The organism is Alteromonas sp. ABH4_453, from assembly GCF_056160665.1.
Genome location: NZ_JBSWXP010000008.1, coordinates 216,855 through 237,631 on the forward strand (window position 1 = coordinate 216,855; position 20,777 = coordinate 237,631).

The window sequence follows — 20,777 nt, forward strand, 5'->3', positions numbered from 1 at the left end:
AGGCTACTTTTCATGCTCTGATAAAAAAGCGATAAGCGCAGCTTCGTCCCATACCTCCACATCTAGTTCCTGTGCTTTGGTTAGCTTGGAACCCGCTTTTTCTCCTGCAACTAGGAAGTCGGTATTCTTACTTACCGAGCCTGCCACTTTTGCACCAAGTAACTGCAAACGGGCTTTCGCGTCAGAACGCCCCATTTCGCTGAGCGTACCTGTAATAACGCACGTTTTGCCTTCAAGAGGCAAATTATCCGAATCTGGCTTTTCAATAGCTGGCCAATTAATTCCTTCTTTTAACAGCGTATCAATAACATCGGTATTGTGTGACTCGTTGAAGAAATTAAATATGTGGGTAGCCACCACTTCACCAACGTCTTGGACTTCAACCAGTGCTTCAAGCGACGCCTCGCGAATAGCCTCCAAGGTTTCGAAGTGCGCAGCCAAGTTTGCCGCAGTAGCTTCGCCAACCTCACGGATCCCCAATGCGTATAGGAACTTGGCGAGCGTGGTTTGCTTTGAAGCTTCAAGCGATGCCAGTAGCTTGCTGGCAGACTTTTCAGCCATACGTTCTAGCCCAACAACATCGCCTAACGAAAGCGTGAAAAAGTCGGCGGGACTGTGCACAAGATCAGCGTCAACTAACTGATCGACTAACTTGTCGCCCAGACCATCAATATCGAATGCTTTACGCGAAGCAAAATGCTTAAGCGCCTGTTTGCGTTGTGCGGCACAAATTAATCCACCGGTGCAACGAGCAACCGCTTCATCTTCTAGTTTTTCAACCTGCGAGTCACAAACTGGGCATTGGCTTGGGAAGGTAATGTCAGTTTCACTTCCCGTGCGATTGGCTTCTACCACAGACACCACCTGAGGAATAACGTCACCCGCACGGCGGATTACCACGGTGTCGCCAACTTTAACGCCTAACCGGGAAATTTCGTCCTGATTGTGAAGCGTAGCATTCGACACAGTTACTCCACCTACAAACACGGGCTCTAAACGAGCAACCGGCGTGATCGCACCAGTCCTTCCTACCTGAAACTCAACATCTAGTAACTTAGTCACTTCTTCTTGTGCAGGAAACTTCTGCGCAATCGCCCAGCGAGGCGCTCGAGCCACAAATCCAAGGGTATTTTGCAGGTCAATACGGTTAACCTTAAACACAACGCCGTCAATGTCATACGGTAAATTGTCGCGCTTTTCTAAAATGTGGTTGTAGTACGCCAAGCAGCCCTTGCCGCCCTCGGCGGTATCGATATCAGGGCACAGCGGCAGCCCCCAATTACCTAATTGCTTAAGGCGCTCGCTGTGTGTTGTGGGTAATTCAAAACTTTCGGGTTGCACAACGCCTAGCGAATAAGCATAAAACATCAGCGGGCGCTTGGCCGTAATTTTAGAGTCTAGCTGTCGTAAACTACCAGCCGCAGCATTACGAGGATTGGCAAAAACCTTACCCCCCGTTTCTTTTTGGTGTTCGTTGAGTTTTGCAAAGCCCTCACGAGGCATAAACACTTCACCGCGCACTTCTACGCGCTCAGGATAATGCTCACCACGAAGCGTTAACGGAACATTAGAAATGGTACGCACGTTAGCAGTGATATTCTCACCTACCTGGCCGTCACCACGGGTTGCAGCACGCACTAATTCGCCATTTTCATACAGAATACTTACCGCTAAACCATCTAGCTTGGGTTCGCAGCTAAAATCTAACGTTGCCGAATCTTTTAGTCTGTCTTTTAAACGTTTTTCGAAGGCAAGCAATGATTCTTCGTCAAAGGCGTTATCCAGCGACAGCATAGGAACATCATGGGTAACTTGTTCAAAGGCCGATAACGCTGCGCCCCCTACTTTTTGGCTAGGAGAATTCGGACTTTGAAGCGTAGGATATTGTTTTTCTAGCGCAATAAGCGCCTGCATATCTCTATCATATACTGCATCAGGAACCGAAGGGTCATCCATCACATAGTACTGATAGTTGTACTCATTAAGCGTATTACGTAGTTCTGCAATTTGTTGCTTTGCTTGTTCTAAAGAATCAGACATGGAGTTGTTGTCACGCCGTTTAAATAGTTAAAAATATTACAATTCGTTGCCAAGGCCTATTCGCCAAAGCCGCTGTTTGTTTCAAATGAGCTGCAAAAATCTGATCTATTTCAGTCAGGTTGTGAAAGGAACAGCCACGCTTCAATGCTATGGCTTGCTAGCCTTTGTTATACATCAAAGATCAACAGACCCTAATCAATAGAAAAGGACCTGGGTATGAGCCAAGTCCTTTTTTGTTTTTGCACCTACATGAATAATCCATAAGATTGAGGCGCAAGTGATAAATTAACGCTAGCTGCGCGCAATCATACGCTTGCGCTCGAACTCACGAATTTTCTCGACGTATTGCTGTAAGCCCTGCTTCGTTAATACGCTTCGGCGTCCATCAAGTACCTGTGCGCCGAACTCATCTGCCAATTTGCGGGCTGCATTGTGCATCATGTTAAACACTTGATGAGGGTCACCCTCAATAGGCAATATCATAAACAGTGAAATACCTTGGGTTTCAAAGTTCTCTAGGTTATCAATATCGAAAACCCCAGGCTTAAACATGTTAGCAAGGCTAAACAACACTGGCCCTTTGCCATTTGAGTTTACGTGGCGGTGGAAGATGTCTTGATCGCCAAATTTAAACCCTAATGTTAATAACATAGGTAATAGTGCAGCGCCTGAAATAGGCTCGCCTTCTGGCGTTCTTACATTTAATACTAAAACCTCGGGTTCAATCGACGACTTAGGGGTCTCGGATGTACTGCTAGCGCCATCATTGCCTGACTCATTAGCACTAAAGCTTTCATCGCCAAAATCAGCGCTAGCTGCTTCACTTGAGTCAAAATCAATACGCATTTGATCGTCACCAAAATTCGGCTCTTCACGTCTTTTCACTGGCGTTTTGCTTCGTTTATTACGTGCAAAACGTCGCGGCTGTTCATTTTCTTCATGAACATCGCTGGATGAAACAGACTCTTCGGGTGCATCTAAACTAAAATCAGCAACTTCTCTTTCGTTTTTAGCCGGCGGCTGCACTATTTCAGGCTCTTCCTCCAGCGTTGGGTCGACATAAAACTTCTGTGCAGAACGAACTGGCTCTGCACGCCCTCTTTCTTGATGACCGCCCGCCTGACTCTGAATTGAGACATGTGATTGCGCGTTATCCGCTCTCTCTTGATTACTTGGAGTATTTGGCTGTTCGCTTTCTTCACGCTGAGCATGTGACTCTAAAGACGCTTCCTCTTGCTCTTCGCCTTCGCGAAGTAAGAAGCCTGGAGGTTCAGGGAACGCGGCAAGGTTTTCGTCGCCTCTGTTAGCACCTTTTGTTGTTGCGCCATCGGGACGCGCTTGCCCTTTCATGTGTGGCTTCGGATTCGTAACCACAGAGCCATAGAGCTTTGGTGCATTCTCAGCATCTTCTTTCCCGTCAGACGGCATCGCTGAATTACCAACGCTGCTCGGGCGCTTATCAGCATGCTCACCGTGTGCGCCCTCTTTTCCATCACTGTGCTCTTTCGAGACGGCATGTTGAGACAAGCTATCGTCGACATCAACTTCTTCGCTGCTATAAGCATGTCTTTCATTGATATTGTGATGTGCAGGGCTATTTGCACTATTTGTCGATACGTTGCTTGCAGCCTCATACTCTTGGTTTCGCGATTTACTAACCACGCGCACCGCGCCAATGCCCAGCTCATCAAATTCTTCTTGCTCGTCAGATTCAACATCATTGTTATCATCTTGCCACTGACGGGGCTCTAAGCGCTCTTTTTCCGAAGGCTTACTGTTTTTACGAATTTTCCAAATACCATGGGCAAGCACTGCGATAATAAAAACCGTGCCTCCAAGGAGTAAAAATAGACGTAATTGATCTTCCATTTAATTTCTTTCGCCCTTTGTTATGCTTCTGCGAAGGCTACAGCCTCGTCCACATCTACCGCCACCATGCGCGAAACTCCCGGTTCCGCCATGGTAACACCGGTGAGGTGACTGGCCATTTCCATCGCTATTTTATTGTGGGTGATATAAATAAACTGCACTGTTTGTGACATTTCTGACACTAAGTTACAAAAGCGCCCTACATTTGCATCATCCAATGGTGCATCTACTTCATCCAGCAAACAAAATGGAGCCGGATTTAATCTGAAAATAGCAAACACCAATGATAAAGCGGTTAGTGCTTTTTCTCCACCGCTTAAGAGGTGAATCGTACTATTTTTCTTACCAGGGGGGCGAGCCATTATCGTCACCCCAGTTTCTAACAAATCGTCATCGGTAAGCGCAAGATACGCCGAACCGCCCCCAAACACTTTGGGAAATAACGTTTTAAGGTCTTCGTTAACCTGCTCAAAGGTGGTAGAAAAGCGTGTGCGGGTTTCTTTATCAATTTTTCGAATTGCCGATTGTAGCGTTTCCAAGGCTTCGGTAAGGTCGTTGTGCTGTGTATCTAAATGTGACTTTCTTTCCGACTGGGTTTCATATTCTTCAACCGCAGCTAAGTTCACAGCACCTAAGCGCTGCAAATTAGCCTGCGTTTTTTCAAGGTCTTCTTGCCAGCGCTTCTCTTCGGCATCTTCAGGTAAGGTTTCTAGAATGCTCTTCAGCGATTGCTGCGTTTCATCAAGCTGCTCTAAAATCGTATTTGCACGTACTCGGTAGCCTTCAATATCGATATTAAGTTTATCGATATTGGTTTGTCGCGTTTGAATGTCTTTACCCAGCGCTTGATGCCCTTTTTCGGCTTCTCGCAACCATTGCTCTATATCTTCAAGACTACTTTGCTTGGCACTTTTCAGCTGTTCTAATTCCGCTTTGTTTTCCAATAACGACTGAAGCTCTGCTTCTTGAATTTCTTCAGGAGACGTAAGCTGTGTAAGTTCTTTTTCCAGTCTTTCTTTATTTTTTATGTACTCTTCACGCTGCTGAAGGTTACGTGTAACCTGTTGGCTATATAAATTCTGATGGTTCTCTAGTTGCTGCTTTTTAAGTGCAAGCTCATGATTTTGCGATGTTAATGTATCAACTAACTCGCGCAGCTCTGACGTAGTTCGCTCATTTGCATCACGCTTAGCGTTCACATCGTCAATATGTACTTCGTGTTCAAGAATTTGCGCTTCTTGTAGCTCCAATTTTTCCGAAAGTTGGGCTAGTTGCTCTTCTTCTTTCGCTAACATTAACTCTTGCTTTGCTAACTCGTCATTAAGTTTGGCAGTGCGTGTAGACTGTTGCTCTTGCTGCATTTCAAGCAAAGAAAGTTTATTTTTAATCTGTGCGCGCTGGTTTTCTTTTTCACCCAAGGCGCTCTGAATAGCCTGCTTTTGACCTTTGCTCTGTTCAAGTTCCTGTTTGGCGCGCTCTAGTGAATGCTCAATCTCATCTATAAACCTTTCAGTTTCTTCAATGCTATCTACCAGGCCCTTAATTTTATTAGCTCGCTGCAACGCACCGTCGCTTGCTTCGCCAGGTTTCACTACCCACTGTGAGCTTGCCCACAACCCTGAAGGCGATATTGCGCTAGTAAACCCCTTGGCTATACCTTCAGGTTCATCTACATTGTTAAAAGCCCTTTCAATCGTTGCCACAAGTTCGTCATCGTTGCTACAAAGGTAAATGTCATTAAAAAATGCGGGAACACGCTGTGTTGACGATTCATTAGTGCTAGATTCAGCTAATAGTGCGTGTGCTAATGAACCCGAACTGGCAGTGCTTACAAACGCCTTATCGGTAAACACTTTAATACCGCTTGGCAAATAAGCGTGGTTTTGCAGCAGTGCCTGTATGTCATGGCTTTTAGCAACAACGGGGTCTTTTGCGTGTTGTAAAATAGATTCTACGCAAGGCGCAAGGGTTTGGTTAGAGCTAAACTGTTGCCACAGCTTTTCTATCCCTTCTAATAGTACGTCTTCATTATTTGAGGCATCTTGCTGAAGCGCTTCTAGCGCAGCTTTTGTGGACAGTGCAGTTTGCAACTGGCCCTGTGCATCACGGCGCTTCGCTTCTATTGCGTTGACTTCGTCTTGTTGCTGCGACACCTTTTGATTAGACTCTTGAAGTAATTGCTTAGCTTCATCAAGGTCAAAATCGAGTTCGCTACATTGCTCTTCTAAAAGCGTTATCTGACTGGCAAAATCTTCTTCATCTAGCTGTTTTAGCTCGTCTTGTAGTTCGCTGATACGCTGAGAAGTGCGTAACTGCATGCTCATAGTTGACTGAATTTGGCTATGGCATTGCTGAACATTTTGGCGAAGTTGATTGTAGGTCTGCTCTTGCGCTCGCGCTTGTGCGTTAAATTCTCTTAGCGCTTGTTCAGCGTCTTCGAAACTCTCTTTGGCATGCTCTAACTCTGCTTCCTTAAGGGCAAATTCAGGCTCAATATTTTCAAGTGCCTCGTTTGATACCGCAAGTGCTTCCCGTGCCTCGTCAATAGAGTGGTTAAGCAATTCGTGTTGCTCGCTAATTCGTGCTAACTCTTGCTCTACCTGCCCTTTGCGTTGTTTTGCGTGCAGCGCATTTTGCTCTAGTCGCGTTATTGCGTTACTGGTAGTAAACAGCTGCTGCTGAAGATCATCTATCGTTTGTTTTGTTTCCAGCTGCTTGGTTTTATACGACTCAAGCCCAGCTTCATCGCCCTGTAGTCGAGCCACTAAGTCGTCGACCTCTAACTGCAATGCCTGCTGCTGCTTTTGCAGCGCTTCTATGTGTTCACTATTTTTCAGAAAACGAAGGGCTGCTAACTGGCCTTTTAGCTCTCTAGCTTGCGCCCGTAGCGTTTTGTAACGAGTAGCCGCGGCAGCCTGGCGCTGTAATTTTTCAAGCTGCTTGCCCAATTCATCGCGCACATCATTTAAGCGTTCAAGGTTATCTTGCGTGTGCCTTATACGATTTTCTGTTTCTCTACGGCGCTCTTTGTACTTTGAAATACCCGCCGCTTCTTCTATGAATACACGCAATTCTTGAGGTTTGGACTCGATAAGCCGCGAGATCATACCTTGCTCAATGATGGCGTAAGACCGGGGGCCCAGCCCTGTTCCTAAAAACAGATCGGTCACATCCCGCCGGCGACATTTAGTGCCGTTTAGAAAATAGGTAGAGGTGGCGTCCCGTGTAACTAAGCGTTTAACAGACAGCTCATTGTAGTTGGCAAATTCGCCGGCTATCCGCCCTGCACTGTTATCGAAAACGAGTTCCACACTACATTGCCCAACGGGCTTACGTGACGAAGAGCCATTAAAAATAACGTCGGTCATTGCATCGCCGCGTAAGTTTTTGGCAGAACTTTCACCTAAAACCCAACGTACAGCATCGATAACGTTCGATTTACCGCAGCCGTTAGGGCCTACGATGGCCGTCATTTCACCGGGAAAGGGAATGGTAGTTGGCTCAACAAAGGACTTGAAACCCGCGAGCTTAATTTTTTTAAGCCTCACACATCATCCCTCTGATACACAAAGCTGCACGCGGTATCGCCTTGATATTAGCCAGAAACCAGCTAACCATCGGCTGAAATAGCAGTTGATGTAGAAATGATGCAATCACACGGAAGATTCTTTTGTTATTATGCTTCGACTCTACCAAATCTAACAGCTTGTAACAATTACCATTTCACTGAGATAGGCAGAGAATACGCCAAGCGCGTATGATAGAGCAGATAGTTAACAAACACAGCGTTTCAAACGCGAAGGAGTACGAATGAGTTCAGGCGGTGTACATTATTTCTTTGAAGGCTTTTCGCTTATAAAAACCAAAGGATTAAAGCGTTTTGTTTTTGTACCCCTAACAATAAACTTAGTGCTTTTTTCTGTGGCTTTTTACTTCTTATTTGGCCAAATAGAAATGGGCATCGCTTATATAATAGATCTTGTACCCGAATGGTTAGGCTGGATCAAAACAGCGATCAGCTTTTTCTTGTGGCCCCTAGCAGTCATTAGCGTATTGCTCATTTTCGCACTCATCTTTGGTACACTCGCAAACTGGATTGCAGCGCCGTTTAATGGCGTTCTATCAGAAAAGGTTGAGCGTCATTTAACGGGTCAAGATTTAGGTGACGAGGGCGTGATGGCGTTAGTTAAAGACATTCCTAGAACTGTAGGCCGCGAACTCACCAAGCTGGTTTGGTATTTACCTCGCGCTATTGGTTTTTTGTTATTGTTCTTTTTTCTGCCCATTATTGGGCAAGTCTTGTGGTTCTTATTTAACGCCTGGATGATGGCAATTCAGTACTGCGATTACCCATACGACAACCACAAAATAGATTTTACGCGCATGCGCCTGCACCTTGGCGAACACAAAGGGAAAGCGATGACGTTCGGAATGATGGTGAATATATTCTCACTTATTCCCGTTGTTAACTTTATCGTTATGCCCGTAGCAATTTGTGGTGCAACGTCTATGTGGGTGAGAGAGCTTAAAGATACACTCGCCAAATAGTGGCGAGTGTGTTGTTTTTTAAATGATAACCTCGGTTATTTTCCACCAGTAAAGGCTTCGTATTCGGCTAACCAGTGTGCGGCTTCTTTTTGGTTGCCGCTATTGTGAAACGCCTGGAAGAAATTCATTGAAATGGGTCGCTGAGCATTTTGTTTTTCCAGCTGCTGCTGCCAAAGTACCAAATATAAAGGCGGGATAACGCCGCTATCGTGATGTTCCATAAAGGTAATTCTGCGGCTGGGCTTATAGCTGTTTTCCCCCAATACGGTGCACGTTTTAGCGCGTGCAATAATGGTTGCAGGATCTATCTCTAGCCAATTTTCGACCGTTTCGTGAGGTGCATACCAATATTCAGAGTCTACGATTAGGTTTGGTGGTGCAAAATCACTTATTCCATCTTCATCGCACAGCCTATTCGCCATGCCCTTGCCAATAGGATATTCGTCCGCGAAGCCTGCGAAGTGCGCTAGCTCATGAACAAACACTGAATAAGCGTCGCTAATGTCTAAATACATTACGCCGTTTTGAACATTTGCCTTACCCTGCTCTGCCACCACTACCGCATGACTAAATTTCTGCTTTTTCGCGATGTTCGCTAACGGGGTAATATCGCAACCTAAAACTCCAGCATTTTTATAATCCGGATCGCAATTTAGTACATCGGGTTTAAGCCAAATAGGCGGAGCCAGGCAAATAGAAAGGTTCTGCAGGCGTTTGTCGTTATTGAATGAGTTATAAAGACTGTGAGCACGCATGATAGTAGCTAAGCTGGTAGCAAATGGCTGCACGCGCTGAAGACACTCTCCATCACTTCGCCAATTTGCTAAAGGAGCCTTTCTCATGGCTTGTTCTACCGAATAAGGAGTATAAAGACTAATTGCCTCTAAGGCTTTTTCTGCTTGAAGATGCCCTTTCTTCGCAGCAAAGCTAAAATGCAGCTTGGCCTCAGAAAATTCTCCTTCGTCCCACAGAAGGCGAGCATACTTAAACGCACTTTGCATGTCTAAGTTAGCGGTTGCTGCGAGTAGCGGTTTCGCTAACTGTTGCTGCCCATGTAGAAGATACCAATCGGCCAACGCAGCCTGTGCAGGTACATAGTTTTGCGAGGCAGCACGAACAAGCCACTTCTCACGTTTTTCTGGCGAATCAGTAGACATTGCAAACGCAAGCTGTGCTTCTGCGACCTCGCCGAGCGCCGCTAAGCGCATAAAGCGCTGTGACGCGCCTTCTTCACCCAATATTTGGTACAGCAACCATGCAGCGTCTGCATTTTCAAGATTAACTAGCTTCTCTAGAAAATAGGTTGCAGTGGCTTCATCAATAAAATTAGTAGAAGGGAAATTTGCTGCATGCGCACGCTCAAACTCATTAAGTAAGCGGGCCTGTGCATTTTCACTGCCCTGCTTTGCGGCTAACCATAGTAGCGCTAGCGCATCTTGCTTAAAGTGATAGTCAGAATTACTGAAACGTTCGGTAGTATCCGCGATTTGAGCGTCGGGAATAGATTCTGCGTTGTGCTGTGACATGCCGCCGGCGGAATTTACTGAAGCAGAGCTCGCCTTTTCAGTTTGGTCGCTATCTGACACTTGGCTCGACGTCGTAAGCACGCTGGCCGCATTGGCAATAAGCTGGGGGACGTAACGTCCGCTATCGCCCGCAACTATGAGCAGTGCGAACACTGCTAAAAATAAGCCTCGCATAACGCTTAATGCTTACTCTTCGCTAACCGGTTCGTTGCTAGCTTGTTCACGCAAACGGTTTAGCTCCATTCTTGCATAACGGTGCTCAACGTAATCAAACACATTTGTGCTTAATGCAAGTTTAAAATAGTTCGATGCAATCCCGCTGTTGCCCTGTTGGTTGTGGAACTTACCTAAGTAAAAATACGCTTCACAAAGCCTATCTGTTAATGCTTTTTGGCTTTGCACGCCGTCTAACAACGAGTTAAGTACGTCGTTTTCATTGACCGTGCCTAGAAACAAATCCACCAGCGCCGTTGCCCAGTGCTTGTTATCCAGCGTTGGTCGAATAGAGGCTAAATAGCTCTGCCCTTCAAGTTCTGACACGTCATGATGAGCAAAGTAAGCCCACAACGCACGAAATGGGTCGCTGTCGTCTTTCTCAAAAAAACGGTTTAGATCGTTGGTCGCGAGTTCGGCGCGACCGCCGTAATAAAGCGCTATACCACGATTTAAGAACGCGAAATCGTACTCTGGGTTAATTTCCAGTGTAGAGTCAAAGGCATCGTAAGCCTGAATAAAGTCACTCTGCTGTATATAGTGAATGCCCATAGAGTTATGGGCTTCTGCCAAATCTGGCTTTAAGTTGATTGCCTGGGTGTAGTCAAACTGCGCTAAGCCAGCAAGACCTACACTGTCATATAGCATGCCTCGTTGAAAATGCAGTTCAGCTTTGTCTTCATCCGAAAGTGCTGGGCTAGTAAGCACCTGATTGTATCGAGCAATAGCCATTTCAGAACGAGGGTTAATGGGCGCAGGTTCGGCTAAAAGCAGGTTTCCCATTTGTGTTTTTTCTGAAACAGTCGGTGTTTGCGCACAACCGGTCAAAATAGCAGCGAATAGAGAAAAAAAGATGAGACTAACGTTTCTGCACATGGTAAAAAAGCATTCTATAAAAAAAGAAAAAACCGCCTGAGTATTAAGTATACGCTTGTTGCGGCGCTAATGCCGCCAACCTTCTCGCATTTGATGATAAAAGTAAAGCGTATTGGGTGGTTAACACAGGTAGCTATGAAGAAAAATAATTTAGAACAACTATCACAACTTGCTTTTGACGCACAGAAAAACTCACACTCACCGTATTCCAATTTTAAAGTTGGAGCTGCGGTGCTTACTCCAAGTGGCGAAACCTTCTCTGGCTGTAATGTAGAAAGTGCTGCTTTTCCATTAGGACAATGCGCTGAGGCCACGGCCATTGGGAATATGGTTACAAATGGTCAAAGCCGTATATCACATATTGTTATTGTCAGTCCAAATGACGAGTTTTGCTTTCCGTGCGGTGGATGCAGACAGAAAATTGCTGAATTCGCTCCAGATGAAACTCCCGTAACCATGGTAAGTCAAAACGGCGAGACATTCGAAACCACCATTGGTGAGTTACTTCCAAATGCCTTTAGAGCGCACGATCTAGATAAATAAGTCATACCTAAAATACTGTTCGTAATCGAGGCTCGAGCAAGTTTCACCGCCCTCACCTCGTTTACGAACGCATCCAGCTAAACGCCCTATAAATCAGCACATCAACGGCTTACTCGACTGTTTAATAGAAAGTATTCTTCCTTGCGCATCAAAGGCGAGCGCCACATGCGTGCCAATATTGATATCCCCTTCTATGCGACCGTTAATATTTAATGATGCGATAAGGTTTTCGGAAACCACAACTTGCTGATTTTTGCAGCTCACCAAGCGCCAATAACCATTTTTCGCTGTAAGCGTGGCTGGCTCTAACGTAACTGCTCTAGCGACTAAATTGCTTTCAATATATTGTTGAGTATAGGCATTAAATCGCGCTTTGTAATCAGCTCCGGCTTTACCTGCTAGCAGCTTATTTTCCCCTTCGAATCCGTGATATTGAACAATGTCTACACGGTGTGCTGCCGTCTGCAGTGGCGACGAATGGTTACGTTGGAATGTTCCTATGTTGTATACGCCCAACATTGCGACAATAGCAAATGCCACAGCCGTGAAACGTAGGGTTGAAGAAGCGAAGTACGCACAAATATGAGCAGCCGTAGCAGCAAGCACGCGTTTAATTCCACTATCACTTTCTATTGCCTTGCTGTACGCGAGAACCCTTTCACGAATTCGAGCGTTAGCCTTCTCGCTCAATTCATCATTTTGCTTTTGTACCTGTTGGCTGCGTTTAAACGCATCTTGTAGCTCTTTATCTGATCTAGACATGATTACAGTTTCTCCAGCATGGCTTTAAGGCTGTCTTTCGCATAACGTATCCGGGTTTTAACCGTTTCTTTTTCAGCGCCGCAAATAGTGGCGATTTCCGCTAACGAAAAACCTTCAAACTGTAGCGAAAGCGCCTCTTTCTGTTTGTAGGGTAACTGCTGAATACATGCCTTAAACACGTCTTTTTCTATCCCTTTTGCTATGTCATCCTCTACCGAAGACTGTGCATTTTTAAGTAACTCGCTTAACGAAAACGACTCAACTGCCTCGTTGTTAAATTCAAGCTTGGCGTTTTTTCTGAATTCATCAATAAGCGTTCGCCTACCAATAGTGAAAAGCCAAGCCTGAAAATTATCGCCGCTTTTAAATAAGTGACGATTTTCGATAACCTTAACCCAAGTACGCTGACACATATCTTCTGCAACAGTGCTATCACTTAACACCTTCAAAAAATAAAATAGCTTATGGCTGTGTAAATCAAACAGCGCGGTTAACGATGCTTCATCACCTTTTGTGCTGTACCGCAACATTAGCCTTTCACTCACGCCCAGCGCTTTTTCGCGCTTACCTTGAAACAGGCTTTGCAAGCTTGCGCCTATACTCATAGGCATTCCTTATTGTTCTAGTTTGAAATCTAATACTACAACCATACCTGATTGACTAACAGGTTTACCGCCATTCAGCTTAGGTTTGTACTTCCATTTTTTAAGCGCTCTGCGTGCAGCTCTATCGAACACGCGCTTAGGCTCTGAATCTAGCACTGTAATATCAGACACTGAGCCACTAGCACTTATCGTAAACCCTAGCTTTACCCAGCCTTCAATACCGTCGCGACTGGCCTCAGGTGGATAAGTGGGGTCTACCCTAAATTGGGGTGTGGCTTGCATATCACCTTGCGCACTGTTCAAGTTAATCGACAAATCTAACGCCGTATTAGGGATGTGCGTTTTAATTTCAAAGCCGCCTGGGCCTTCATTGGGCTCAGGGTCAATCTCGATAACTTTTTGAGGTGGTGTTTTAATTACCTGCTCAATTGGCACCATAGGTTTTTTAGTGATGGTCCGTTCGTCTTCAGGTTGGTAAATAATGGGCTCAAAGAACACCGGTGGGGCTTCACTTATGTTTACTTTGTCTTGCTTAATGAGCTCTGCCATTAATACGAAAAGCCCTGCTGTAACGGTACATCCTGCAATAGCGATTGTGGCTGCGTTTAAAGCACGTTTAACGAAAGGCGCTTTTTCAAACGGTAGTATACTTTGGTGTGTTAAGTGCTTTGGGTTGGCGTTTGGTAAAATTGTTGTTTGCATAATGTTCCCCCTTTTTTCACTAAACGGGGGAACTGATATAAAGGGGTGAAAAAATGTGAACGCTTTTATTTAACGTTGACGTTTTACAATGAACGAAAGGTTAACTTTTATTTTGGTTACTCGGCTTTTCGCCTTCTCGAGTAGGCTCTGCAGACGTCTGACTGGCGCGGTTTTCTTCTTGGCGTTTATTCAGCTTAGCAGCGGCCATAAATCCAATAAAAAATATGGCAAAGATAACCACGCCTACCCAAATCAATACGTTAAACAAAAAGTCCATGTCATTCCCTAATCACATTTGTGTGAGTTAACCTTACCATTTATTTGATTACGTAATTTAAATAGATCATCAAGTTTACCGATTTAATTATTTAATGAGGGCGTCTGCAGTTGGTATTTCTGTTTCATCGCCGCTTTCTACTCGCGAGACCTCGCGCTCTTTTTGTGCTAACTGCGCACTAGAAACCTTTTTAATCATTAACCATGTGACTAACGCTAAAGGAATTGAAATAACTTCTGAGGCCTGTGAGACCAGATTCACATTCATAATTTCAGAAATTTCTTCTGCCCGTCTGGACATTCGAAATACCGCCTGCCCCACCATGCTGTTCGCAATCCAGAAAAACCACCAGATACCTAAAACTGAACTCACTTTTTCTACTGGCCAATTTGACGGGTTTTGGCTAGCCTGCCAGATTTCTTTCATCGCTTGATAAGGCTTCCAAAGCGATACTATTGGAATGAAGTAAAAGCCAATCGACCAGCCTGGCGAAAACGCCATATCTTTTGCACCAAACTGACGCGCATTTTGGTTTGATTGGTATATCCATTTTAAAATCAAAATACCAGAAATGATAAACACGCCAAGGTAAGTAAAAGCAATAACGGCTTGCCTCATGTCATTAGCTTCTGCATCGGCCACTGCCATTTCTTGGCTAAAATAAACGCCGTTCTTGAAGTCTGTTAAAAGCTGGTACTCCATTAAGTTTGAGCCGATAGCAACAATTGCCAGAACAACTTGCAACACGAGCAAGTACTTAATCCACACCATAATGTTTCTAGGGTCTTTAAATTCTTCTTTTTTATCTGACATTTTTATTAATTGCCTTGCGTCTTTGCCACTTTACCAAGCTTATTTATCTGCTTTTATCGAAGCTATTGTTTATGCCTATTATTAAATATCTACTTTTATCTCTTCCAAAATCCGCGTAATTACTACCTAGTTGTTAATTAGGCTTTCTACCTAAGCGTATTCTCTAACAATTCCTGCAGTGGCTTTGGTAAAGCATTACGTGCTTTGTGCGTAATGTTAACCTCATTTTTTTGCCACCATATTCCTATATAAACAACGCCTAAACCAATAGCCGTCAACGCAACAGGAAAAAGCCAACTGTCCTTAAACACATTTGAAGCTAAATGACCTAGATAGAAACAACCACCTAACGCACCAAATATCACAAATACTTTTCGAACCAGCAATGCGCCTAGCAAAACCATGACTAGGTTTATACAAAAATAGAAAAACTTTGAAAGTTCACTGTCTGAGTTTTGGCTAGTGAGCCCGCCCCAAAAGGCAATAACGCCGAATAAATATAACCAAAATGCGTAGTCGGCAGTGTGTCTCGAACGTATATCGACCCAAAAAGCTAATAAGATCATGAGTATGCCAAAGTACATAGATACTTGTGCGCGAAATTCCCACGTATGAGAGTTCCATATATCGTCTTGGTCGATGAAAAGCATGACAGCATCCATACTGATATACCAGAGTGTTACTGCAATAGGCATTATCAAGAAAGGATATTTATAGCGCCAAGCTACGATCAACCCAGCGATCAATGTACCTAGTTCCATATACAACCACAGCCATTTAATGCGCGTATGGAACTGACGGTAGACCGTATTATCATCGGGCCAAAGGCCAAGCCACTGTTGAAAGCCGTAGATAGCAAGCGGTGTTAAACACACAACAAAAGTTGCGCAAATACCTGCAGGAATAATGAGGTTTTTATTTGCAAAAGAGTTAGCTAGCTTTAAGCCTACACCGGCATAGAGCAATGATACGAAAATAACCCCTAGCCCGCCAAACTGTTCCCACCCCAAATTCATAAACAACGTCATAGCCCCTATTGCGATAAGGCCGCCCAGGTAATAGAGAATATGGGTAAAGGTGAAAGCGGGAGTATGCTGGCTTTCTGCCTGAAAGAAGTTGTAAAGGTCAACGCCCTGCTGTTCAGAGATGATATTCTTCGCTACTGCTTTTTGAATACTTACTTTCGTTACTTCCATGTACTTCTCAGAATTAGCTTGTAGAAATTAAAACTTTTACTCTACTGGGTTGTAAGTAAAAAGCCAGCCTAGAAAGGTTACAGAGTATTACTCGTCTCCTTTTCGTAAGCCTTCTCAGATTTGTTCCACATTAAGTGGCCAAAGGCGATACCTGCAATGGGGAAGATAATTAAAGCAATAATTGGCCGTACCCAAATATTCTGTGAAGGTTCGATAAGCTCCATTAATACGGACCACAGGATAGCCGTTGTGACGCCCCACCCTAAAACACCGTTAACTAAAACGAAGCGCTGTTTTCCTTTCTCTCGCGTTTTTGCCCACTTTTCCCTGTTCATTGAAATATCCTTTTTTAAAATTAAGCAATCAGCCGGCATTATCAATAAAAATCAATGTCCACATTGCCAACACAGCAACAAAATTGATGGTAAACACAATACCACGCCATCTGATATTGTTGGTAAATATTTGAACAATGCTGTGCAACACTCTGCCAATCACAAATATCCAAGCCAAGTAGATTTGCACACTGTCTATTGGCTCATCCTTTGCGATAAGCAATACAATGGCAATGTAAAAAAATAGTGGCCACTCAAATTGATTGCTTAGGTTCGCGCTGATTTTAGGCTGAATATTGCTGAAAGGGTTTGCGCCGTTTTTCCTTCGCCCTACTCCCCACACAACTGGTGCGCGAGTTACGGTTAACAAAGCATAAAGCAAGGCACACCAAACGATATGAAGGAAAACGGGAGTGAGAAGTGTGCTCATAACTGCTACGTGATATCCGTATTATAAATTTCGCCTATAAAGAAACGGCTTTAACCCGGCGTTCGCTGTCTATGTAGAAAAGTGAATACCCCTTTGTTTTAAACTGTTTTCGCAGCATTAAAAGATGCTCTATATCTTTTTCAATCACTATCAGCTTCTTTTGCCCGGTATTATCGAGGGCGGACATCAATGCCTCGCCGTTATCTTTATCAATCTGTGTGCCAGCAACGATATAGCTAGTGTCCGTAGACATAATTAATAAACTTTTACCAGGATCCGCTGATTTCTTACTTGTTGAAGCGCAACCAGCAACTAGAAGGCAAATTAAGAGAAGATGAATACAACTTTTCATAGTTATCCTTTAGAGAGTGTCAATCAAACAGGGCTAACGAGTTTAATTTAAAATGGTAAACAGAGAAGCTATCACCTTCTTCTTTTAGCGTAATTATTAAGGTGGCGTCTCCGTTTTCGTATGTTGCAGGCACTGTATAGGTAACAAAGGTACCTGAACCACCTCCGGTCAGTGCTCGAGATGTCACCGTGTTAAATTGATACTCACCAATTTCAACTAACTTACCCATTTTTGACAAAGCCCTTACGAGCTTTTCTAAATCACTCTCATTGATATTTTCAAGTTCAGACGCAGTAAGGTATTTTTTAAACGTTTGTAGTTCCCATTTAGAAATATCTGCTATTGCAGTGTCCATATAGGGAATGGCGGTTTCTTCATACTGAGAGGATTTGAAGCCTGACCACACAGCGACTAGAACAAATAAAAGGACAAGGGTGAGTACTGCAATTCCAAATCCCTTTAATATTTTTTTAAACATAATTTTCCATGTAATGCACTTAATTGTATGGTTGAAGTATTAACAGGCTAGCAAATACCAAGTAAAACTATAGTAGCTACTGCGACAACTCTGAGGTTACTCAGATACTAACTTTACCCAAAAAGCTTTTTGAAACAAAAAAGTAACATTAAGCTTAACCTCTTACCACTACTCCTCATATTTTCTTATCACTGCTACTTTACCATCTTCAATCTCTAGAACTTCCAATGTTTGATACTCTAGTTCAATAAGTTCTTTAGTTTGTGGGTGAATACCCTTACTCGTTGTAGTGTATGAAATAGCTACCGCATTGTGCGCAGGTATAATGTGGTTAAGTTGAGCGTTATAAGAGACGTGTGCACCTAAGTAATAAAGCATCCCCTCGCGAATGCGCGCTTTACCATCGGGCATGCGGGAATCGTCAGAATCGTACGGTAAATGCTGATGAGCGACGTCACTACTAAGCAGCAACAGATATCTATCTAAATCATGCTCTGTAGCATTTGGAGATTGCGTTGCTGACCACGCCTTAAAGTATTGTCTGCCAAGTTCTTCTAAATCAGTTTGTGCAAATACTTGTATCGACCACAAATAAATAAGCGCTGAAAGTAAAACGCTTTTCATGAAAACCTCCTTGTTTAATTTTAACTAACCACAGAGTAAGGTTTTACCCATTGGCCTTGCTTCTATTTTCGTACTCAAAACTCAGTTACTGACCATTGCGCAATCACTACACAATTAAAAAAGTTGAGTATATGAACAACCATAGAATTTGGCAGCCGTAACTTAGGCGTTGATAAAGCCCTGGTACAGTTTTTCGTTCAAGCGATTTTGCTAGTTTATAAGAAAAGTAAACGCACCCAATAACGCTTAATGCAGACAGAAGCCTCAGCGGCCAAGAATAGTAGCTAGAGAAAGTAACAATGAGCGGCGCTAAAATAAACGAAACTAACATTATTAGCCCTGACCACGTATGGATTTTACAACTTTTTGAAGGGCTTGTAGTGTATGGGTCGGCGTCCATTGGGAAGTAGCCACAAACCCAAGTACAGATGCCATGTATTATTGTCATTGCACCGATAACCATAGTTGGCAGATGGCCTGGATGTGCGCTAATGAGGTAATACCCAAACAGAGCGAATAATAAGCCCAACGGGTAATTATTGATGGCAGGTGAGAGCTTTTGTGTTGGGCTACCAAACGCACCAAGTTCACTACAAAATTGCTTCATGTGGCTATAGTTTGGATAGAAACGAGAAGCGATGTAAATGCCTAAAACTATCCAAACCGATGCTGCTATCCCCATAAAAGATAAAAAGCTGTTCAAGTTGATGTCCTCCTTGATTTTATTGCGCTTACAGTAATTAAACGAAGTTCCTATTCATAAGCTGAATAACGTTTTAACTGGCTTGGTGCGGGATATTTTGCGTTATCATTTTTTTATTGCCGCTATAGTTTTGATAAAACTGCTGATGCGCAGTATAAGAAAACGTATCGTCTCTTTTTGTATATTGGGCAATCCAGTCTATCAGCATGGGTAAATTATCATCTTGAGCTTGTTTGGTATCGTATTTATGGGGTTCCCAAGGTCTTGCTTTCGCGTTAGCGATACACAACTCAATGGGTAAATTCATAAATATAATTTCTGAAGACTGCCCCTCTACAAGCTTAAGCAGGTCTGTGTAACACCCTTCAATTACCCAAGTTTCATTAGAAGCGGTAAACACCTTTATCTCTTGTTCAGACTCTTCAATGGGCTTTCTCTCGGGCGGGCTAGTAAGCTTCCATGCAAGCGTATCGAGATCCAAATGTGCTAAACCGTGAGAATCACACAAATGGCGCGCTAGCGTAGATTTGCCAGAACCGGAATTTCCGAATATTAAAATTTTAGTCAAATCTTTGTCCCTTCTTAAAGCCCTTTAGCACTTGTTAGAAGTAAGTTAACAAGTGTTTATTTCCCAAACTTTTCTTTTATTAACACATCAAAGTATTGGGTATCGTTTGGGCATTCGTCGCTGTTTTTGGCGAAATCGCTACTGCACCCTGAGTTACAAAAGCCAACGGTATAGCCCCTGTATTCTGTAAGCGAGTCATGCTTTACTGGTTTGCCAGATCTAGGGCAGAACTTGTTGATGGGTTCCATAGTTTTTTCTCTGTCGCTTATTAAAAGATACAACTCATGTTGTAGCTCCCGTAATAGCTAAAAATAAGAGCGTCTCTCACGAATAGAATACGACATATCGCACGTTTCACACGCAATATTCCAACTACCGAACCGATGAGTAATGTTCAACTCACCAGCACATATTGGACAAACTTCATCAAGAAAGGTACTTGGAACGCTACGTCTTAAACGCTTTGAAAAAAATGTAATAATAGGCCAGAGATTATCATCGATAGTAATCGTTAAGTCGTCTCTTAGTTCTTCACAAAACGCCGTAAAAATAAGCTCGTCATGCTCCGCCTTATCAGTTGGGTCTTCGACGCGTGAAGCTAAGACATCGAGTATTTCTTGATAGCGTTCAGGCCAGCGCTCTTTGTCAATATTTTGCTTACAGTCTAATAATTCTTCAATGGTATAACTTGAAAAATTGGGGCTGCTCATGACTTCATCCTTGCTGTTTGTTCTACAGAAACATGCCTGTCTTTTTTAGTCTTTGTTCTCGTGGATCCCCGTTTCGCGACAAAAATCCCTATTTTTTCTGTGCGTCTCTTTGGTTTAAGTCGTTACACAACTGGCAGTCGATATGCTTTTTAAAATTGTATGCACGACGAGTGGCAAATATGGCTATGGAAATAAAGGCCCAAGTTAACCCAAATGTCACAGAGTAAGAAACCGTTTGACCTTTAGTATATTGAACGCTAGAAAACAAAACAAATAACATGGGCAGAGCAATACTGTATTGAAAAATCCATTTTTTAATTGGCATGTACATTCCTTTTTTCTCATTCAATTTACAAATTAAATGTATTACTTAGAACGCTTAAAGTATACCTGTCAGAAGTACCGTACGTGTAGGTTTAAACAAGTAGCTAAGCAGTACAGGCATTCTTACCGTTCATTCAAAGTACTCGTATCGCCCAAGGATTTCAAAGCAGCATAATGATAGTCAAAATATAGCTGAATCGGAACTATCCAAATAATTACCCAGGCATTATCGCTAACAGACATGAACACCACTAAAAATACAAAAATGGCTAGAGTCAGAATG

22 protein-coding genes are annotated in these 20,777 nt (G+C 43.5%); 2 read left to right on the forward strand and 20 right to left on the reverse strand.

Translation table 11 applies throughout. The features are described 5' to 3' along the window. Window positions 1–3: 3 nt before the first annotated feature. The 3 genes from ligA to smc all read right to left on the reverse strand — a co-directional run bounded on the left by ligA (window position 4) and on the right by smc (window position 7,457). Window positions 4–2,040: an NAD-dependent DNA ligase LigA gene (gene ligA / locus ACXAGV_RS16630; protein WP_474874197.1), complete on the reverse strand. Its 2,037-nt coding sequence runs from the start codon at window positions 2,038–2,040 to the stop codon at window positions 4–6. 291 nt (window positions 2,041–2,331) lie between these two features. Next, window positions 2,332–3,909, reverse strand: a complete 1,578-nt coding sequence (zipA, locus tag ACXAGV_RS16635) for a cell division protein ZipA (RefSeq protein WP_474874198.1) — start codon at window positions 3,907–3,909, stop codon at window positions 2,332–2,334. Between the two features lie 20 nt (window positions 3,910–3,929). Then, window positions 3,930–7,457: a chromosome segregation protein SMC gene (gene smc, locus ACXAGV_RS16640; RefSeq protein WP_474874199.1), complete on the reverse strand. Its 3,528-nt coding sequence runs from the start codon at window positions 7,455–7,457 to the stop codon at window positions 3,930–3,932. 262 nt (window positions 7,458–7,719) lie between these two features. Between smc and cysZ the strand changes: the two genes are divergently transcribed. Next, window positions 7,720–8,457, forward strand: coding sequence for a sulfate transporter CysZ (gene cysZ / locus ACXAGV_RS16645; protein ID WP_474874200.1), 738 nt, complete (start codon window positions 7,720–7,722; stop codon window positions 8,455–8,457). A gap of 35 nt (window positions 8,458–8,492) precedes the next feature. Here the strand turns inward: cysZ and ACXAGV_RS16650 are convergent, their stop codons facing one another. Together ACXAGV_RS16650 and nlpI are read right to left on the reverse strand one after the other, a co-directional pair. Continuing rightward, a complete protein-coding gene (locus tag ACXAGV_RS16650; RefSeq protein WP_474874201.1) occupies window positions 8,493–10,157 on the reverse strand; it encodes an SEL1-like repeat protein in 1,665 nt (554 codons plus the stop codon). Window positions 10,158–10,169: 12 nt separating this feature from the next. Then, complete coding sequence (nlpI, locus tag ACXAGV_RS16655; RefSeq protein ID WP_474874202.1) at window positions 10,170–11,072, reverse strand: lipoprotein NlpI; 903 nt, start codon at window positions 11,070–11,072, stop codon at window positions 10,170–10,172. A gap of 135 nt (window positions 11,073–11,207) precedes the next feature. Here nlpI and cdd point away from each other — a divergent pair, with 135 nt between their 5' ends. Continuing rightward, window positions 11,208–11,615 carry a cytidine deaminase gene (cdd, locus tag ACXAGV_RS16660; protein ID WP_474874203.1) on the forward strand — a complete coding sequence of 136 codons (408 nt, stop codon included), beginning with the start codon at window positions 11,208–11,210 and terminating at the stop codon, window positions 11,613–11,615. Window positions 11,616–11,708: 93 nt separating this feature from the next. Here the strand turns inward: cdd and ACXAGV_RS16665 are convergent, their stop codons facing one another. The 15 genes from ACXAGV_RS16665 to ACXAGV_RS16735 form a co-directional block, all read right to left on the reverse strand. Next, window positions 11,709–12,377, reverse strand: coding sequence for a hypothetical protein (locus tag ACXAGV_RS16665; protein WP_474874204.1), 669 nt, complete (start codon window positions 12,375–12,377; stop codon window positions 11,709–11,711). Between the two features lie 2 nt (window positions 12,378–12,379). Then, window positions 12,380–12,982: an RNA polymerase sigma factor gene (locus ACXAGV_RS16670; RefSeq protein WP_474874205.1), complete on the reverse strand. Its 603-nt coding sequence runs from the start codon at window positions 12,980–12,982 to the stop codon at window positions 12,380–12,382. 9 nt (window positions 12,983–12,991) lie between these two features. Then, window positions 12,992–13,684 carry a TonB family protein gene (locus tag ACXAGV_RS16675; RefSeq protein ID WP_474874206.1) on the reverse strand — a complete coding sequence of 231 codons (693 nt, stop codon included), beginning with the start codon at window positions 13,682–13,684 and terminating at the stop codon, window positions 12,992–12,994. 100 nt (window positions 13,685–13,784) lie between these two features. Continuing rightward, window positions 13,785–13,961, reverse strand: a complete 177-nt coding sequence (locus ACXAGV_RS16680; protein ID WP_202942624.1) for a hypothetical protein — start codon at window positions 13,959–13,961, stop codon at window positions 13,785–13,787. Window positions 13,962–14,048: 87 nt separating this feature from the next. Continuing rightward, the gene (locus tag ACXAGV_RS16685) at window positions 14,049–14,774 is read right to left on the reverse strand and encodes a DUF4328 domain-containing protein (RefSeq protein WP_474874207.1); all 726 of its coding nucleotides are present in this window, start codon (window positions 14,772–14,774) and stop codon (window positions 14,049–14,051) included. A gap of 146 nt (window positions 14,775–14,920) precedes the next feature. Beyond that, window positions 14,921–15,970 (reverse strand): DUF2157 domain-containing protein, encoded by a 1,050-nt coding sequence (locus tag ACXAGV_RS16690; protein ID WP_474874208.1) that lies wholly within the window; start codon window positions 15,968–15,970, stop codon window positions 14,921–14,923. A 77-nt stretch (window positions 15,971–16,047) separates the two neighbouring features. Then, entirely contained in the window at window positions 16,048–16,305 is a 258-nt protein-coding gene (locus tag ACXAGV_RS16695) for a hypothetical protein (RefSeq protein ID WP_474874209.1), read from the reverse strand. 28 nt (window positions 16,306–16,333) lie between these two features. After that, window positions 16,334–16,735: an MAPEG family protein gene (locus tag ACXAGV_RS16700; protein ID WP_474874210.1), complete on the reverse strand. Its 402-nt coding sequence runs from the start codon at window positions 16,733–16,735 to the stop codon at window positions 16,334–16,336. 34 nt (window positions 16,736–16,769) lie between these two features. Next, complete coding sequence (locus ACXAGV_RS16705) at window positions 16,770–16,988, reverse strand: hypothetical protein (RefSeq protein ID WP_474874211.1); 219 nt, start codon at window positions 16,986–16,988, stop codon at window positions 16,770–16,772. A gap of 118 nt (window positions 16,989–17,106) precedes the next feature. Next, a complete protein-coding gene (locus ACXAGV_RS16710) occupies window positions 17,107–17,565 on the reverse strand; it encodes a hypothetical protein (RefSeq protein WP_474874212.1) in 459 nt (152 codons plus the stop codon). Between the two features lie 168 nt (window positions 17,566–17,733). Beyond that, on the reverse strand, window positions 17,734–18,189 hold the full coding sequence (locus tag ACXAGV_RS16715; RefSeq protein WP_474874213.1) for a nuclear transport factor 2 family protein: 456 nt from the start codon (window positions 18,187–18,189) through the stop codon (window positions 17,734–17,736). A 106-nt stretch (window positions 18,190–18,295) separates the two neighbouring features. After that, window positions 18,296–18,892 carry a DUF998 domain-containing protein gene (locus ACXAGV_RS16720; RefSeq protein WP_474874214.1) on the reverse strand — a complete coding sequence of 199 codons (597 nt, stop codon included), beginning with the start codon at window positions 18,890–18,892 and terminating at the stop codon, window positions 18,296–18,298. A gap of 73 nt (window positions 18,893–18,965) precedes the next feature. Next, the gene (locus ACXAGV_RS16725) at window positions 18,966–19,460 is read right to left on the reverse strand and encodes an AAA family ATPase (protein ID WP_474874215.1); all 495 of its coding nucleotides are present in this window, start codon (window positions 19,458–19,460) and stop codon (window positions 18,966–18,968) included. Between the two features lie 305 nt (window positions 19,461–19,765). Next, window positions 19,766–20,170, reverse strand: coding sequence for a hypothetical protein (locus ACXAGV_RS16730; protein WP_474874216.1), 405 nt, complete (start codon window positions 20,168–20,170; stop codon window positions 19,766–19,768). A gap of 88 nt (window positions 20,171–20,258) precedes the next feature. Continuing rightward, the gene (locus ACXAGV_RS16735; RefSeq protein WP_474874217.1) at window positions 20,259–20,495 is read right to left on the reverse strand and encodes a hypothetical protein; all 237 of its coding nucleotides are present in this window, start codon (window positions 20,493–20,495) and stop codon (window positions 20,259–20,261) included. Between the last annotated feature and the right edge of the window lie 282 nt (window positions 20,496–20,777).